The organism is Anaerococcus hydrogenalis DSM 7454, from assembly GCF_000173355.1.
GTDB classification, from domain to species: domain Bacteria; phylum Bacillota; class Clostridia; order Tissierellales; family Peptoniphilaceae; genus Anaerococcus; species Anaerococcus hydrogenalis.
On sequence record NZ_ABXA01000043.1, the window covers coordinates 20,131 to 37,860 of the forward strand.

Genomic DNA, 17,730 nt, shown 5'->3' on the forward strand with positions numbered 1-17,730 from the left:
TTCAAACTCTGGTATTTTTGTATTTATTATTTATTTCTTGGATGTTCGATAGCTTCTTGGGCTGCAGCAAGTTTTGCTATTGGAACTCTATATGGTGAACATGAAACATAGTCAAGTCCTACATTATACAAATATTTTACAGTTGTAGGTTCACCACCGTGTTCTCCACAAATTCCCAAATGAAGATTTGGATTTGCTTTTTTACCACGTTCAACAGCAGTTTCTACTAAGAAACCTACACCTTTTTGATCTAAAACTTGGAAAGGATCTTTTGCAAAAATATCCTTGTCTAAATAAAGTCCTAAGAATTTACCGGCATCATCTCTTGAAAGACCAAAGGTCATTTGTGTTAAGTCGTTTGTTCCAAAAGAGAAGAAGTCAGTAATTTCACCGATTTCATCAGCAGTAATTGCAGCTCTAGGAATTTCAATCATTGTTCCTAATAAATAGTCAATTTTCTTTCCTTTTTCTTCAAAAACTTTTTCAATTTCTTCTCTTACTTTAGATTTTACATAAGCTAACTCTTTTACATCAGATGATAATGGAATCATAATTTCAGGAACAACCTTTATTCCATCTTCGTGACAATGCATAGCAGCTTGAATTATAGCACGAGCTTGCATTTTTGAAATTTCAGGATACCTAACCCCAAGTCTAAGACCTCTAAATCCAAGCATTGGGTTTACTTCTTCAAGGTCTAAAATTCTTTTCTTAACTTCAGAAATTTCCATATTTAGATCCTCAGCCAAGGTTCTAATTTCTTCTTGTCCTCTTGGTAAAAATTCATGAAGAGGTGGATCTAAAAGTCTAACTGTAACAGGTCTTTCTCCCATTAGAGAATAAATTTGATAGAAGTCATCTTCTTGCATTGGTAAAATTTTATCTAGAGCTTCTTTTCTAGTTTCAGAGTTGTGAGCTAGAATCATTTTTCTAACTTGGAAAATTCTATCAGCCTTAAAGAACATGTGTTCAGTTCTACATAAACCAATTCCTTCAGCACCAAATTCTAAGGCTTGTTTTGCATCATGAGGAGTATCGGCATTAGTTCTAACTTTCATATCACGATACTTATCAACCCAGCCCATAAATTCACCGAAGTCTCCTTCAAGTTTTGGATTTTCAGTTTCAAGGGATCCTATATAAATATTTCCTGTAGAACCATCTATAGAAATTGTATCTTTATCAGTATATTTTTTGCCATCAATTCTTACAAATCTTTCAATTTCATCAACATAAATATCATGAGCTCCAGATACACAACATTTACCCATTCCTCTAGCAACTACAGCAGCGTGACTTGTCATACCACCCCTTGCAGTTAAAATACCAGATGCTGAAACCATTCCTTCAAGATCTTCTGGAGAAGTTTCTTCACGAACAAGAATTACATTAATTCCCTTAGCAGCTCTATCCTTAGCTTCTTTTGCAGTAAAGGCAATATAACCTACAGCTGCACCTGGACTTGCTGCAAGTCCCTTAGCTACAGGTTGATTTTCTTTTTTAGATTTTTCAGAAAGAGTAGGGTGGAGGATTCCATCAAGGTCTTTTGCCTCAACTCTTAAAATTGCTTCTTTTTCATCAAGTAAACCTTCATGAACCAAATCTACAGCAACTTTTACAGCAGCTTGTGCAGTTCTTTTACCATTTCTTGTTTGTAGTAAGAACAATTTACCTTCTTGGATAGTAAATTCCATATCCTGCATATCTTTATAATGTTGTTCAAGTTTTTCTGAAGTATCATGGAATTGTTTATAAACATCAGGCATTGAATCTTTTAAAGTAGCAATTTCTTTTGGTGTCCTAACTCCAGCAACAACATCTTCACCTTGGGCATTCATTAAATATTCACCAAATAATTTGTTTTCACCAGTAGCAGGGTTTCTAGAAAAAGCTACACCTGTACCAGAATTATCTCCCATATTTCCAAATACCATTGATTGGACATTAACTGCAGTTCCCATAGCATCATCTATATCATTTAATCTTCTATATAAAATTGCACGTTCATTATTCCAAGATGCAAATACAGCAGTAATAGCCTTATCTAATTGGTCTCTTGGATCTTGTGGGAAATCTTCACCTTGTATTTCTTTATAAACTTTTTTATAGCTTTCAACAACATCTTTTAAATCGTTTGCATCAAGAGCAGTATCTTCTACTACATTTTTTTCTGCCTTCTTAGCACTAAGAACCTTTTCAAAGTTGTTTTTATTAATTCCCATTGCAACATCAGCAAACATTTGAATAAATCTTCTGTAAGAATCATAAGCAAATCTTTCGTTGTTTGTTTTCTTGCTAAGACCTATTACAGCATCATCATTTAAACCAAGATTTAAAATTGTATCCATCATTCCTGGCATAGAAATTGGTGCACCACTTCTTACAGAAACAAGTAAAGGATCTTCAGTTGATCCAAAGGTTTTCTTATTGTGTTCTTCTAAATCTTTAATATGACTTGTGATTTCATCATTTAAATCATTCCATAATTTTTTATCTTCTTCATAAAATCTTGCACAAGCCTCAGTTGTAACTGTAAAGCCATATGGAACATTAATTCCCATATTTGTCATTTCTGCTAAGTTTGCGCCTTTACCACCAAGCAAAGAGCGCATTTCCTTGTCTCCTTCATTGAAATTATAAACATATTTTTCAGTCATTTTTTTCCCCTTTCCTACTATTAATATGATTGATAATAATATCAGACGTTTCTTCTATAGATCTGTTTGTAACATCAATTATCACACATCCTAAATCATCCATAATCTCTTTTGCATGGTCAAGTTCTTTTTGAATAATATTAAGGTTTGAATATTGACTTTTTCCTGACAAATTCAAACTTTTTAGTCTTTCATCTCTAAAAGATTTTAAAATATTTTTATCGATAGTAAGGCCTATAATTTTATCGCTATCAATTTCAAAAAGTTCATCTGGTAGGCTTGCATTTAAAAGTAAAGGAATATTACATACCTTATAGCCCCTGCTTGCCATGTAAATTGATAAGGGTGTTTTTGAAGAACGAGATACACCAATTAAAGCTATATCACAAACCTTGAGCGACCTAAAATCTTTGCCGTCGTCATATTTTATGGCAAAATCTAGGGCGTTTAATGTTTTAAAATGGTCAGTTTCATATAAGGATTCGCTAGAAAAAGTATTTTTTGGTTCTAAGCCAACTTTTTCAGCAATAGTCCTAATTGAATAACCAGTAATGTCAACATAGCTAATATTATTTAGCTCACAAAATTTATTGATATAAACATTCATCCTTGAATCTTGGAAGGAGTGATAGATCATAAAATTATCGCCAGTTTCAATTATAAAATTTAATATATCTTTTAATGCATCTAAATTTCTTACATCTGGATATATATTTGTAATTGTTTCAACATCAAACTGACTTAGGGATACTTTTACAATTTGTTCTGTTGCAAATCCGCTAGTATCAGAAATAATGTTTACACTAAGCTTCATTCCATCACCTCGTTTTATATAAGATTCTACTTATATTATAGCACCTTTTAATAAAAATCCAAGACTCGAAAACATTTTTCACTCATTTAAACTAATAATTATTAATTTATATTTTGAAATTTCAAACTTTAACCTAATTGACAAAAATATTATTTAAAATATAATAAATGAAAGAAATGAATATAAAACTTTGACAAAAAGGAGTAGTAGGGGAAATTTTTTAGAGAGAAGATGGTTGGTGAAAATCTTTAAATTAATCCTATGAAGGTTGTTTTGAAACAGTTTAATGTAGCATGCATATATGCAAATAAGAGCCTTTTTTATAAAAAGGAAGATAGGTGGTTACGCGATAATCTCGTCCTTGAGAATTGTGTTACTTTTTTTATTATTTATTTTTAAAATTTTATTTTTAAGGAGAATTTATGCAAACAAAATATGAACCGCAAAAGTTTGAAAAAGATATTTATAAAAAGTGGGAAGATGGTGGTTATTTTAAAGCTAGGGTAAATAAGGATAAAAAACCATTTACTATAGTTATGCCACCTCCAAATATTACTGGGAAATTACACCTTGGCCATGCCTTAAATAATACCATCCAAGATATTATTATAAGATATAAGAGAATGCAAGGTTATGAAGCTTGCTGGATACCAGGAACTGACCATGCATCAATTTCTACTGAGGCAAAAGTTGTAGGAAAAATAAAAAGTGAAGGAAAATCCAAAGATGAGCTTGGCCGTGATAAATTTTTAAAAGAATGTTGGGACTGGACAGAAGAATATGGTGGAACAATCAAAAAACAATTAAGAACTGTTGGAGTTTCTTGTGATTGGGACCGTGATTCTTTTACAATGGATAAAAACCTTACAAGAGCTGTAAGAAAAGTTTTCAAAAAAATGTATGATGATGGCCTAATTTATAGGGGAAATAGGATTGTAAATTGGGATCCTGAAGCAAAAACTGCCCTTTCAGATGCAGAAGTTTACCACAAAGACCAAGAAGGTCATTTATGGTATATAAAATATTTCTTTGAAGATAGTGATGAATATATAACTATTGCTACAACAAGACCAGAAACCATGCTTGGAGATTTGGCAGTAGCTGTAAATCCAGAAGACGAAAGATTTAAAGATAAGATTGGTAAAAATTTAATCCTACCTCTTGTTGGTCGTAAAATTCCTTTGATTGAAGATTCTTATGTTGATATGGAATTTGGTACAGGTTGTGTAAAAATCACCCCTTCCCATGACCCTAACGATTTTGAAGTTGGAAAAAGACATGATCTTGGCCAATGTATAGTTATTGATGAGTCTGCAAAAATTAAAGAAGGCTATGGAAAATATTCTGGTCTTGATAGGTATGAGGCTCGTAAAATAATGATTGAAGATTTAGAAAAAGAAAATCTTTTGGTAAAAACTGAAACAATTGAGCATGCTGTTGGATATAGTGAAAGAACAAATGTTGTAATTGAGCCATTAATTTCTAAACAATGGTTTGTTAAAATGGGGGATTTGGCAAAAGATGCAATCGAAGTTTATAAAAATGGAGATTTAAATTTAATTCCAGAATCTTTAGGAAAAACCTACTTAAATTGGCTAGAAAATATTAGAGATTGGTGCATTTCTAGACAATTATGGTGGGGACACAGACTTCCAGTTTTCTACACTGAAGATGGGGAAATCATTGTTTCAGAAGAAGATCCTGATGAAAATGGATATTTAAATGGGAAAAAAGTCACTCAAGAAGAAGATACTCTTGATACTTGGTTCTCATCAGCTCTTTGGCCTTTTGCGACCTTGGGATGGCCAGAAGAAACTGAAGATTATAAGTATTTCTTCCCAACAGATATTCTTGTAACAGGTTATGATATTATCTTTTTCTGGGTTATAAGAATGGTATTTTCATCTCTTTATAATACAAATAAAACTCCATTTGACCATGTACTTTTCACAGGTCTAATTAGAGATCCTCAAGGAAGAAAAATGAGTAAGTCTTTAGGAAATGGGGTTGATCCAATTGATGTTGTAAATAAATACGGAGCAGATGCCCTTAGATTTACAATTATTACAGGAAATTCTCCTGGAAATGATATGCGCTATGATGAAAAAAGAATTGTAGCAAGCAGAAATTTTGCTAACAAATTATGGAATGCAACAAGATTTGTATTGATGAATATAGATGAATCTGATGATCTTGAATTTAAAGATTTAGACTTAAGTCTTGAAGATAAGTGGATTTTAAAAAGATTAAACAATGTTGTTGAAGAAGTTTCTAAAAACTTAGACAAGTATGAAATTGGTCTTGCTGCAAGTAGGATAGAAGATTTTATTTGGGAAGAATTTTGTGATTGGTATATAGAATTTGCCAAGGAAAGATTAAATTCTGATGATGAAAATAAAAAATCAACTGTTAAAAAAGTTCTTCTTTATGTATTAAAAGATATGATTTCACTTCTTCATCCATTTATGCCTTTTATTACTGAGGAAATTTATAAGCAATTGCCAAACAAAAATGATATGCTCATAGTTGAATCTTGGCCAGAGGTTAGGGAAGATTTCAATTTTGATAGCGAGGCAAGGGTTGTTGATGGAGCAATCGAGGCTATAAAAGCTATAAGAAATCAAAGACAAACTTTAAATCTTGGATCAAAAACAAGACAAGATTTAATAATTTACTCATCTGATGCAAATACTAGAAAATTCTTAGAAATTTTGAAGGGACAATTTGTAAATCTTTCAAAATCTGGAGAAATTTCAATAATAGATGAAGACAAAGAAGTAGAAGATGCAGTATCCTTAATTTTTAATGATTTCAAAATTTATATTCCTTTAGAAAATTTAATCGACTATGACAAGGAAAGAAAAAGATTAAAAGATGAAATTAAAAAATTAGAATCTGAAATTAAAAGGGCTGAGGGTAAATTAAATAACCAAGGCTTTGTTTCAAAAGCACCAGAGAAAGTTGTAAATGAAGAACGAGAAAAATTAGAAAAATATAAAGACTTACTTGTAAAAACTCAAGAATCTTACAAGGAAATAGAAGATAAGTAATGTATAAAGATTTTGCTTATATTTATGATAAATTATCCTTTGACCTTGATTATGAAAAATATGCAGAAAATATAAAATATTTGGTCGATAAAAATAATATAAAAAGAGAAAAAATGTTGGAGTTAGCATGTGGAACAGGCATGCTAACCAATCATTTTTTTGATTTTTTTGAAAAAATTGATGCCTTGGACTTATCACAGTCTATGCTTGAAGTTTTTTCAAAAAAGTTTCAAGAAGAAAACTTATCCTTGTATAATTATAATATGGTAGATTTTGAAAATGAAAATTCATACGATCTTATTGTAATTTTACTTGATTCTATAAATTATATTTTGGATAAGGATGATCTAAAAAAATTGATAGAAAATTCTTATAAAAATTTAAAAAAGGGTGGACTATTGATTTTTGATATAAATTCAGAATATAAAATGGAAGAAGTTTTTGGGTCAAAATCTTATATTTACGAGTATGAAGATATTTTTTATACTTGGGATAATATTAAAGATGATGATATTATTGATATGGAGCTAAACTTTTTTGTAGAAAATGATGATGGGACATACCAAAGAATTATTGAAAATCAAGTTGAAAGATATTATTCTGTAGATTTTATGAAAAATATTTTAAAAGAAAATAAGTTTTCTGATATTGAAATTTTTGATGAAGACGATATGGAGGAGATTAAGGATAATACTTTGAGGATCTTATTTAAGGCTAAAAAGGAGTAAAAATGGAAGGAAAAGTTAAATTTTTTGATGAAAAAAAAGGATTTGGTTTTATAGAATCAGAAAGTGGTGACTATTTTTTTCATTATTCTGAGATAATTTCTGATAAGGATTATAAAACTATTGAAAACGGGGCAAGGGTAGAATTTGATGTTAAAGATTTAGGCAGGGGAGATACTGCCTTTAATGTAAAAAAAAAGGAGTTAAGATGAAATATTTTATTTTGTTTTTATTTATAATTCTTCTTCCTCAAATTTATTACTTGTATAGGAAAAAAACTTATCTAGATTTAAAAAATGGGTCAAGGTTTTTTATAAAAGAAGAAAGTTTTATAAATGACAATAGGTTTAAGGTTATTCTTACAAATTCCGATGGTTTTGATATTTATGCCAACCGTTTTGATGTTGAAAATCCAAAAGCTGTTGTTCAAATTGTTCATGGTATGCTTGAACATTCCCTTAATTATTTACATTTTATTAAATTCTTAAATGAAAAAGGTTATGCGGTTGTAATTTCAGATAATAGGGGACATGGAAAATCTATTTCCGAAAACCATCCTTCTGGATTTATAAAGGAAAAAGATGAATTGGTTGATGATCAATTTGTAATAAATAAATATATTAGAATGTATTACAAGGATAAAAAAGTATTTATGTTGGGTCATTCTATGGGGTCTTTGATTTGTAGAAATTATTTACAAAAATATGATTATACTATAGACAAGTTAGTTTTGACAGGAACTGTAGCCTATATTCCGATTGCAAAAATTGGTATTTTTATTGGAAATATTCTTACTTTTTATCTAGGAGAAAAAAGAAGGTCTCACCTTTTGGATATGCTTTCAGGAATTACAGGAAAAGATCCATCTTGGATTTCGTATAATGAAGAAAATGTAAGGATAAAAAATAATGATCCTATGAGACTTAGTGGTTTTTTGGCAAGAAGTAATGTCTGTTTATTTACTCTTGTAAATGATTTAAATAAAAATAAAAAATACAAGCTAAAAAATGAAAATTTACCAATAGCTTCCTTAAATGGAGTTGACGACGATGTGACTGGTGGTGACAAGGGACTTAAGAATACACAGAAAATTTTATCATCTCTTGGCTACAAAAATTTATTTTTCAAATCCTATAATCATATGAAACATGAAGTTTTAAATGAAGATAATAGGTTAGAAGTTTTTGAAGATATTGAAATGTTTTTTTAAAAATGAGCTAGGCTCATTTTTTAATGTAAATTTATAATTTTATAAGAGGAAGAAAAAATGAAAATATTACTTACAGGTTTTGATCCTTTTGGAGAAGATAAGATTAATCCATCTATTGAACTAGTAAAAAAAGTTGAGGGAAAAATTTCTAATGCTGAAATTTTTAAATTAGAAATTCCAACAGTTTTTAAAAAATCTGGTAAAATTTTAGAAGAAAATATCAGAAAAATAAGGCCAGATGTAATTTTGTGTATAGGTCAAGCCGGCGGAAGATCTTCTATTACTGTTGAAAGAATTGCAATTAATATTGACGATGCGAGAATTTCTGATAATTTAGGAGAAAAACCAATTGATAAAAAAATAAGAGATGATGGAGATAATGCTTATTTTTCAAATTTACCAATTAAAAAAATAGTAGAGGAAATTAAAAAGGAAAATATTCCTGCAGAAGTTTCAAATTCGGCAGGAACTTTTGTTTGTAATCATTTGATGTATGAGTCCTTGTATTTGGCAAAAAAATATAAAAATATAAGGGCGGGATTTATTCACATTCCATATTTGCCAGAACAAGTTATAAATAAGGCAAATACTCCTTCAATGGATTTGGAAAATTCTTTAAAGGCAATTAATATTGCTATAAAAACAATAATTAACTATGATGGAGAAGATGTAAAAATTTCTGGCGGGAAAATTTCATAAATTCTACAAGCAAGTTTTGTATTTGCTCAGAGCATATACAAACCCTCAAGCACGAATATCTGACTTCAAAAATTGTTGATTTCTAAATTTCAAAATTCTAAAATCGCAAACTCGCTAACGTGAGGACAGATAAATAGCTTAAAATTGTGCCAGTGGCACGATTTTAATATTTATCCCTCGGAGTAAACCGAAGAATTAAAATTTAATTGAATTTAATTTATTTAACAAATAAGTCATAGCTTTAAAATTTAGAGTGCGATTTTTGACGAATTTTCAAATTTGAAATCAAATTAATTTTTTACGTATGATATTCTTAGCGTGAGGATTTGTATACTTTGTCAAAAGTTTAAGCAAGTTTTGTACTTGCTTATTTTTTTGTTATAATAAAAAATATTAATGATGAAATAAATAATATTATTCGTAAAATAAATATAAATTTTCTTAAAGGAGGATTTATGAAACTTGAAATAAAAAATCTTTCCAAAAAATTTGGAAAAAAAGAAGTTTTGAAAAATATAGATTACACTTTTGACCAGGGAGTTGTTTATGCTCTTTTGGGAAGAAATGGAGCTGGAAAAACTACGCTTTTTTCTTTGATTAGTGAACAAATTAAAAAAGATTCTGGAAATATTTATCTTCTTGATGAAAATGGAAAGAAAGAACTTGATTTTAGGGATGTATTTTTTATGGTGGCAGAACCAGACCTTCCTAAATTTCTTACGGGAAGAGAATTTATAAAATTTTTCTTAGAGGCAAATAAGGAAAATATTAAGAATGAAAAATCAATAGAAGAATATTTTTCTCTTGTAGATTTTGATATGGAAGATACCGATAGGCTTATCCAAGATTATTCAACAGGGATGAAAAATAAACTTCAAATGCTTATGTTTTTAATTTTGAGACCAAAGGTAATTTTGATGGATGAGCCTCTTACAAGCCTTGATGTAGTTGTTCAACTTGAAATGAAAAAAATAATTAGGGATATTCACAAGGACCATATAATTATTTTTTCAACTCATATTTTACAACTTGCAAAGGATATTTGTGATGATATTGTCCTTCTCCATGATAAGAATTTACAAAAAGTTGATAATATGGTTTCAGAAGATAAGGATTTTGAAGATAAAATAATAAAGCTTTTGACAAGTAAAAATGTTGAAAATATTGATATAAATTTAGGTGATGAAAATTTGGGTGATAAAGATGAGTAGGTATTTTTCTAAATTTCTATTAATTGAAAGAATAAAGATCACCAAAGTTTTTAATGGGATGGTTTATGGGATAAGAAAAATTCCCTTAATTGGAAAACACTTAGGAGATAAGTATTATTTTTACGATTTAAAAGAAATCATAAATACATTTGTTCCTATTTTTTCAATAATCTGGCAATTTATTAAATCAATTCTAACCTTTGGCTTTGCAATTTTTATTTCAAGGACTTTATTAAAGCTATTATTTGAGATTTCCGATAAATCTCCCTTGTTTTTTAGAGAAAATTTTGATTTAAGTCCAGGTGCAGTTCTTCTAACTTGTATTCCTTTTAGTTTTTATATATCAAATATGATTACATCATCATTATTAACTGATAATGGGAATGCTTTTTCTGATTTGAGTAAAAATTTTAATTTTTTTCCAAATGACTTGGCACATATATTTTTGTATTTAGAGCCATTTTTGATTTTTGTTGGAAGGACTTTGGGATTTATTATTTTTGGTAAAATTTTTGCAAATATAAATCCTATTTACACATTTTTATTTAGTCTTGGTATTTATTTTTATAATATAAATATTACGGGATTTTGGACAAAAATATATGAAAAAAGAGAAAAACCATTTTTTGAAGATAGACCATTTTTACAAATTATTTTGATTTTAATTTTGGACTTGGCTATAAGTTTATTAGTTTTAATAATAAAACTTGATTTTAAAGTTTTAAGTCTTGGATTTTTCTTTATAAATTTAATTTTATTTCCCTTTGTTGTGAAATATTTTAAAAATTTCAAGGGCTATGACAAAATAATTGAAAAAACAATAAGGGTATATAAACTAGCGGTAGAAGATTCAAAAGATGTGCAAGAAAATGTTGTAAAAATTAAAAACAAGGATATAAATAAAAATGAAAAAATAAAGGGAGAAGGCTTTGTCTATTTAAATAAGTTATTTTTTAAAAGGCACAAAAGACATCTTTTAAAACCAACTTTAATAAAATCAGGAATCTTTTTTGTCCTTGGAATTACAATATTTTTTATTTTATCAAGTCTAACAATGAAGAGCAAGGAAGTTTATAATATTTTAATATATGCAATACCTATAATTTCATATATTTTATTTAAGCAAGATATAATTTTGATGGCTTTTTATAAAAATTGTGACTCATCGCTTTTATACTATAATTTTTATAGGGAAGATAAAAATTTATTGAAAATGTTTTGGTTAAGATTTAATTCAGTTTTTAAACTTATGTCAATTCCTATGGGAGCTATGTTTATAATTTATATTGTTTTTGCAACAAAATTTTTGACCAAAACTGATTTAAATTTATCATTACCAATTTTTTATATAGTATTAAATGCTATATTTTTTACAGTTTTGCCCTTGTTTCAATATTATATAATTCAACCCTTTGACAAGGAAGGAAAACAAAAATCTGTAGTCTTAGTTTTAATGAACATGTTTTTGTATTATATATTTATATTTGGACTTCCAGCCTTGGCAACAAAAATTGGAGAGATTAAATTTATGTTAATAATTTCAATTTTTATAATAGCCTTTGTAGGGCTAGCAAGTTTTTTAATATATAAATTTGCACCAAAAACTTTTAAAATTAAGCAATAAAAAAGACCTAGTGGTCTTTCAGGCTGTTGACAAGCTAAAAATTCGACCATTTCGACCGAGTGCAACGAGCGGAGAAATCTCATGAGATCTCTCCGTGCGTTCATTTCATTCACTTAGTCGAGATGGTATATAGCTTAATTTTTATTTTCAAATAAATTATTATCTACATTCATACTTTGTCTACACTCTGAAAGACCCGTTGGGTCTTTTTTTATTTATTTTCTTCTATATATTCAATTTTTTCCTTATTCATTACAGAATCAGGAATCATTTTGCTTGTTATATAAATTAAAAACGGAAGGACGATTGCATCATCCAAAATTCCAAAAAATGGAATCATATCATTTATCAAATCAGCTGGCATTACTGCATATAAAATTGCTCCAAGGCCTAAAAGTTTTGCAAGTTTTGGAGTATTTTTATCTTTCATAGCCCTAAAATATACTGGTATAAAATTTGTAATTTTTGAAAATTTATTTTTCATTATTTCCCTTACTTTCTTTTTATATTAATTATTTTAACTTTCATTTTAATTATACTAGAAAATCTCTGTTTGTAAATTAAATATCTTAAAATTAATTTTAAAAAAATCTTACAAGATTAGTATATTATGATTTTTTTAAATTTCAAGTTATAATATTATAAAGGAGTTTTTATGACATTACAAGTAGTTGATATTGATATTTTAAAATTAAAAGTTGATGCAGTTGTAAATGCAGCAAATGTTGATTTGATAGAAGGCGGAGGAATCTGTGGACAAATTTTTGAAAAAGCAGGAAGGGATAAGCTAAAAGAGGCTTGCCAAAAATTATCCCCAATAAAACCTGGCCAGGCTGTACTTACTGATGGATTTGATCTTTACCAAAAATATATTATACATGCAGTAGGACCAATTTATAATGAACTTTACAAAGAAGCTTGCCAAAAAATTTTAGAAGATGCCTATAAAAATGCCTTAGAACTTGCAAAGAAAAATAAAATAAATTCTATAGCTTTTCCCTTAATCTCAGCTGGAATTTATGGATATCCCGACAGGGAGGCTTTTATGATTGCAAAAAATACTATAGATGAATTTTTGAAAGAAAATAAAATGGATATTTACTTATCTACATATGGGAAGGATATGCTTTCTTTAATAATGGGATAGATTGAATTTTTTATTTACTTCTAGTATAAATACTAGTGTAGAAAAGTTACAAAATTTAGGTTAGGAGTTTTTAAATGAAAATTTTTAAAGCAATTAAAAATAGGTGGGAGAAGTTTTTAAAAAATTTAGCAGAAGAAAATAAAAAATCTTTTGGAGACCAAAAATTAGATTGTTGTACAATGAACAAAAAAGAATATAAATAAAAAAATGACCCGTGTGGGTCATTTTTTAGTGTCTTAATCTACAAGTTTTTTTGTAACTTCTACTACTCTTCTTGCTTGAGCTTTGACTGCATTTTCAATTTGGTTTGCAAACCCTTCATTTGTTGCAGTTCCACTTGCTCCGTAAGGATTTCCACCTTGAGCATAAATTGCATCATCAGTGTATCCAACTGGAACAATTATTGCTCCCCAGTGAGCAGCGCTTGTATAAATTGTTTTTATGGTTCCTTCTTGTCCACCGTTATTATTTTGAGCAGAAGTCATTGCAGAAATTACCTTATTTGTCAATAGACCTTTAGCCCAAACTCCTCCTTGTCCGTCTAAAAAGGCCTTTAATTGGAAAGGAATATTTCCAAATCTTGTTGGTGCTGAAAAAATTATTGCATCAGCCCAAATTAAATCATCAGATGTGGCCTCTTTTATTTCTTTTGAATCTTCTAAATATTTTTTCCAAGCAGGATTGTTATCGGCTCCACTTTCATCAAGATATTCTTTAACCTTTAAAAGTCTAACCTCAGCTCCGTTTTTTTCAGCTTCTTCCTTTGCCCATTTAGCCATCTGGAAATTGTGTCCGGTTTGTGAATAATATATAATTGCAAGTTTCATCTATTACTCCTTTAATTTTTATTTCTACATCGTCTCTAGAAATATAACCAATTACAAACAAACTTAAACAATTACTTTTTATTTAACTTCTTTATTTAATGAAGTAAAGTAAATCATTTTATTTTTTGGGTAAATTAATAAAAAGAAAAGGAGGATTATATGGAATTAACTGAAAAATTTGAAAAAGACCAATGCAAAAATCCTGTAGAATATTCTATTATACATAAAGAAATTCCTATTAAAATGCCAGGGGATATGTGGGAGGCAATTTCTTATTTGTTGTGGTATGTGCCAGATATTTCTTCAATCCAATCAAAATCAAACGAACTTATTTCAAATATGGAATACGATTATTATACTTTTATTGAAATAATGACCTATATGGATTTAAAAGATGAAGATTGTTTATTTACAGATAAAATTGATGAAAAACTTGCTGATGAATATAAAAAAAAGATTTGCACAAATTCACAAAAATTAATATTGACACAGTCTGATGGCGAAACAAAAACAGAATCTTTATTAAGGCATATAAGAAATGCTATAGCTCATGGATCTTTTAATATTGTAGAGGATCTTATGGTTGGTTTTGATGAAAAAATCGTAGGTAAAGATTTAAGTAAGACAACTGCAATTTTTAAGATAAAGCCAAAAAATTTATTAAATGCTCTAAAAATGCTAAATGAAGATTTAACCAACCAAAAACTTATTGCCAAGGCTTTAAAAAATACAAAATATTGGGTGGAACCTTACCAAGAAGGTTTCGAAAGAAGCAATAAATTTGATTTATTTGCCAAAAAAGATAAGAAAAAATATGCCATTGAAATTAGAAATTATAAGTCTAAAAAAGATATAGACAAGGGCTTTGCCAGAGAGCTTGCCCATAATTTTAAAAATTTAAAAGATGAAAGAGTGAGGCCTGTTCTTGTAATCAACACTTCATTTTTAAAAGAAGAATCAAAAAATGAGTTAATTGCCTATGATGTTTTAATTTTGGATGTTAAAAATATCAAAAAAATGTTAAAGGGAAGGGATATGATACGTGAAATAGAACAAGCTCAAACTTTGTACAAATATAAAAATAAAATTTAATTTTATAAAATATTAAAGATATAAAATTAAATTTTTAAATTATAGTTCTCAAATTATTTAATATTATTTTTAAAAAAATTGATTTATAAATGAATCGTAGTATAGTTACTAATGTAATAAAAATTTAGGAGGAAAAATGACAGAAAAGTATAATGAAAAAAATTCTAGAAAAAACTCTAGTGAAATAAGAGAAAAAAGAAGAGAAAGGTACAAAGATGATTTTTCAAGAGATAATACAATATCTTGGGGATCAATCATAGCTGGGGCTGTTTCCTTTGCAGCTGTTTTTACAGTTTTAAGTTTAATTGTTGCAGCTTTAGGACTTGGAATATTTTCACCAAATAATGAAAATCCTATTTCATCAATGGGAATAGGAGTAGGAATTTCAACAGTTATAATTCTTATTATTTCCTTTGGAGTTTCTGGATTTATTTCTGGAGCTTTTTCAAAAGGACAATCTTTACTTCATGGATTTATGAGCTGGGCTTTATCAATTATTTTATTATTTGGTCTAGTAACTAGTATGGTTTCATCTGCACTTGGACTTGTTGGTTCTGCAACAAAAGCTGTAGCAAATACTGCAGGAGATGCTGTAGGAACTGTAGCAAGTACAACAGCTGACGGGGCAGGAAATGTTCTTTCAAGCGTTGCTGATTCTATTAGTGGAGTTGACACAAAAGAACTTGAAAAAAATATCAATGATACTTTAAGTGAGACTGATGTTAAAGAATTACAACCAGAATATTTAAAATCTCAATTAGATGATTCTAAGGATGAAGTTTTAGAAGCAGGAAAGAAACTTTTAACAAACCCTGAAGATTCTGACAAGATTTTTGATGATTTATCAAAATCTTTAGAGAAAAAAGCAAAAGATATTACTGACTCAGTTGATAAGAAGACAATAAAAGATGAAGTTTACAAAAATTCATCCCTTTCTGCTGAAGAAAGTGACAAGGCTGTAGATAATATCTATGATGGAATGGATAAGGCATCAAAAGAAGCTAGCAAGCAAATTGAAAATGCTAAAAATTCTTTAGAAGATGCTAAAAAAGATGCTAAAAAAATGGTTAAAGATGCAAAAGATGGGGCAGAATCTGCTACTAATAAAGCATCAGCAGGAGCTGTTTTAGTATTTTTATTCCTTCTTGTTGGTCTTGCAATAGAAATTTATTGTGCAAGAATAGGAGAAAGATACGTAAATAGTTTATAAAATAAAAAATCTTGAGAAAATTTTCTCAAGATTTTTTTATTTTATCATATTTAAAACTTCTTTGTGGGGGGTCAGAGGAGTTTATTGTTTGATTATATTTTATAAATTTATCATCTTCATTTAAACTTTTTGAAGAATTAATTGATATTAAAAATCCAGAATGATCTAATTTGAATATATCTGACCTTAAATTATAAATTATTTCGTTTTGATTTTGATCTCCCTCAAAGCCATTTTTTACTATATAAGCATCAGCATTTGCCTTTAAAATACTAGCAAATCTTATAGGATCATTTTTCGTATTATCGTTTGTTAGAATATATATTTTTTTATTTCCAATATCCTTATCTTTTTTTATATCGATTCTTATTTGATCATAATACATATAATAATCTTTGTTGATTTCCTTTGTTTCCTCTGGAAATTTTATAGACTGATTTTGCATGAAAGATGACCTAGTATTTAGCCTATCCTTATTATTTTTCATATAAGATAAACTTTGTTTTAATAAATTTCCCCTATAAAAAACCACCTTTTCTAATGTATAATCTTCATGGATTAGTAGGGGAAGAATTTCATTTGCATACTTATCATCTATTGAATCATTATTAGATAAGTCTATAAAAATATTTTGTATATTTTGATTTTTTTGCAAAACTTCTTTTAATTTTTCCTTATCTTTATTGAGGGTGTTCGTATCAAAGTCTGGCCAATAAATCTCTAAGGTATTTTTATTTTCTTTTATTTCCAATCCTGTGTTTTCTAATTTTCTTCCTAAAAGTCTCTTGTACCTATTAACAACTTGAGCATCGCCCAAATTTTTTGCTCTAGGTGACTTATTTTTTTCCTTATAGTAAGGAAAGGTTAGTTGGTAAGTTTTTTTATCAAGTATTTTTGTCCTATTATCTTTTAATATAGAAAGGTAGGATGAAATAATATCATAAAATTCTTGATCAGATTTGGAATTTTTAACTCTTTTTTTTGTAGATATCAGTTTGGTCAATTAAATTTTTATAATTTTCCTCGTTATTATTGTCAATTGCATAATTTCTAATTATATAATCATTTAATTTGTTAAAATCAGATATTTTTTCAGCACTTGTAAGAGACCTATTTTCTGTATTTGTTACAAAAATATCCTTGGTAAGTGAATCCATTACCTGGTCTCTAAATTTTGGATAAGAATCTGACTTATATCTATTTAATCTTTTGCTTATTGCACTTACAAGAAAAATTATTATAAAAATCAACAAGAGAAGAAGAATAATTCTCCTTCTCATATAAATTAATCTTTGATTTTTACGTCTTTTTTTCGATCTTTTTCTTATATTTGAATCTTTTGACCTGATTTTTATATCTTTTTTTCTAACTTTTGTATTTTTGTGTCTTGATCCAGACCTATTTTTATTATTTAATCTATTTTTTTTACTTTTCATAATCCACCTTATTATAATATATCAAAAA

At 28.3% G+C, this 17,730-nt stretch carries 17 protein-coding genes; 11 read left to right on the forward strand and 6 right to left on the reverse strand.

The window, feature by feature from the left end:
• Positions 1-26: 26 nt before the first annotated feature.
• Together ppdK and ANHYDRO_RS07050 are read right to left on the reverse strand one after the other, a co-directional pair.
• Complete coding sequence (ppdK, locus tag ANHYDRO_RS07045) at positions 27-2,657, reverse strand: pyruvate, phosphate dikinase (RefSeq protein ID WP_004815045.1); 2,631 nt, start codon at positions 2,655-2,657, stop codon at positions 27-29.
• Complete coding sequence (locus ANHYDRO_RS07050) at positions 2,650-3,471, reverse strand: pyruvate, water dikinase regulatory protein (RefSeq protein ID WP_004815046.1); 822 nt, start codon at positions 3,469-3,471, stop codon at positions 2,650-2,652. Before ANHYDRO_RS07050 ends, ppdK begins: the two co-directional genes overlap by 8 nt.
• Before the next feature lie 422 nt (positions 3,472-3,893).
• Between ANHYDRO_RS07050 and ANHYDRO_RS07055 the strand changes: the two genes are divergently transcribed.
• The 7 genes from ANHYDRO_RS07055 to ANHYDRO_RS07085 all read left to right on the forward strand — a co-directional run bounded on the left by ANHYDRO_RS07055 (position 3,894) and on the right by ANHYDRO_RS07085 (position 11,990).
• A complete protein-coding gene (locus ANHYDRO_RS07055; RefSeq protein ID WP_004815049.1) occupies positions 3,894-6,521 on the forward strand; it encodes a valine--tRNA ligase in 2,628 nt (875 codons plus the stop codon).
• Positions 6,521-7,249 (forward strand): class I SAM-dependent DNA methyltransferase, encoded by a 729-nt coding sequence (locus tag ANHYDRO_RS07060; RefSeq protein ID WP_004815050.1) that lies wholly within the window; start codon positions 6,521-6,523, stop codon positions 7,247-7,249. The genes ANHYDRO_RS07055 and ANHYDRO_RS07060 overlap by 1 nt, the downstream gene beginning before the upstream one ends.
• Positions 7,250-7,251: 2 nt before the next feature.
• Positions 7,252-7,458 (forward strand): cold-shock protein, encoded by a 207-nt coding sequence (locus ANHYDRO_RS07065; protein WP_004815052.1) that lies wholly within the window; start codon positions 7,252-7,254, stop codon positions 7,456-7,458.
• On the forward strand, positions 7,455-8,456 hold the full coding sequence (locus ANHYDRO_RS07070; protein WP_004815054.1) for an alpha/beta fold hydrolase: 1,002 nt from the start codon (positions 7,455-7,457) through the stop codon (positions 8,454-8,456). The genes ANHYDRO_RS07065 and ANHYDRO_RS07070 overlap by 4 nt, the downstream gene beginning before the upstream one ends.
• Positions 8,457-8,513: 57 nt before the next feature.
• Positions 8,514-9,155, forward strand: coding sequence for a pyroglutamyl-peptidase I (gene pcp, locus ANHYDRO_RS07075; RefSeq protein ID WP_004815056.1), 642 nt, complete (start codon positions 8,514-8,516; stop codon positions 9,153-9,155).
• Between the two features lie 455 nt (positions 9,156-9,610).
• Positions 9,611-10,366 (forward strand): ABC transporter ATP-binding protein, encoded by a 756-nt coding sequence (locus tag ANHYDRO_RS07080; RefSeq protein ID WP_004815059.1) that lies wholly within the window; start codon positions 9,611-9,613, stop codon positions 10,364-10,366.
• Entirely contained in the window at positions 10,359-11,990 is a 1,632-nt protein-coding gene (locus ANHYDRO_RS07085; RefSeq protein WP_039914362.1) for a hypothetical protein, read from the forward strand. Before ANHYDRO_RS07080 ends, ANHYDRO_RS07085 begins: the two co-directional genes overlap by 8 nt.
• Before the next feature lie 211 nt (positions 11,991-12,201).
• Here ANHYDRO_RS07085 and ANHYDRO_RS07090 read toward each other — a convergent pair whose 3' ends face one another.
• Positions 12,202-12,474, reverse strand: a complete 273-nt coding sequence (locus tag ANHYDRO_RS07090; protein WP_004815061.1) for a YkvA family protein — start codon at positions 12,472-12,474, stop codon at positions 12,202-12,204.
• Between the two features lie 171 nt (positions 12,475-12,645).
• Here ANHYDRO_RS07090 and ANHYDRO_RS07095 point away from each other — a divergent pair, with 171 nt between their 5' ends.
• Complete coding sequence (locus ANHYDRO_RS07095; protein WP_004815063.1) at positions 12,646-13,137, forward strand: macro domain-containing protein; 492 nt, start codon at positions 12,646-12,648, stop codon at positions 13,135-13,137.
• A 74-nt stretch (positions 13,138-13,211) separates the two neighbouring features.
• Entirely contained in the window at positions 13,212-13,340 is a 129-nt protein-coding gene (locus ANHYDRO_RS11235) for an LDCC motif putative metal-binding protein (RefSeq protein ID WP_004815065.1), read from the forward strand.
• Between the two features lie 33 nt (positions 13,341-13,373).
• Here ANHYDRO_RS11235 and wrbA read toward each other — a convergent pair whose 3' ends face one another.
• Positions 13,374-13,964 (reverse strand): NAD(P)H:quinone oxidoreductase, encoded by a 591-nt coding sequence (gene wrbA, locus ANHYDRO_RS07100; RefSeq protein ID WP_004815066.1) that lies wholly within the window; start codon positions 13,962-13,964, stop codon positions 13,374-13,376.
• A gap of 159 nt (positions 13,965-14,123) precedes the next feature.
• On the opposite strand from wrbA, the gene ANHYDRO_RS07105 reads away from it, so the two are divergent.
• A complete protein-coding gene (locus ANHYDRO_RS07105; protein WP_004815067.1) occupies positions 14,124-15,056 on the forward strand; it encodes a hypothetical protein in 933 nt (310 codons plus the stop codon).
• Positions 15,057-15,192: 136 nt separating this feature from the next.
• Positions 15,193-16,266 carry a TIGR04086 family membrane protein gene (locus ANHYDRO_RS07110; RefSeq protein WP_004815069.1) on the forward strand — a complete coding sequence of 358 codons (1,074 nt, stop codon included), beginning with the start codon at positions 15,193-15,195 and terminating at the stop codon, positions 16,264-16,266.
• Positions 16,267-16,291: 25 nt separating this feature from the next.
• Here the strand turns inward: ANHYDRO_RS07110 and ANHYDRO_RS07115 are convergent, their stop codons facing one another.
• Positions 16,292-17,269, reverse strand: a complete 978-nt coding sequence (locus ANHYDRO_RS07115) for a hypothetical protein (protein WP_004815070.1) — start codon at positions 17,267-17,269, stop codon at positions 16,292-16,294.
• On the reverse strand, positions 17,235-17,702 hold the full coding sequence (locus tag ANHYDRO_RS10785) for a hypothetical protein (RefSeq protein ID WP_004815073.1): 468 nt from the start codon (positions 17,700-17,702) through the stop codon (positions 17,235-17,237). The genes ANHYDRO_RS07115 and ANHYDRO_RS10785 overlap by 35 nt, the downstream gene beginning before the upstream one ends.
• Positions 17,703-17,730: the final 28 nt, after the last annotated feature.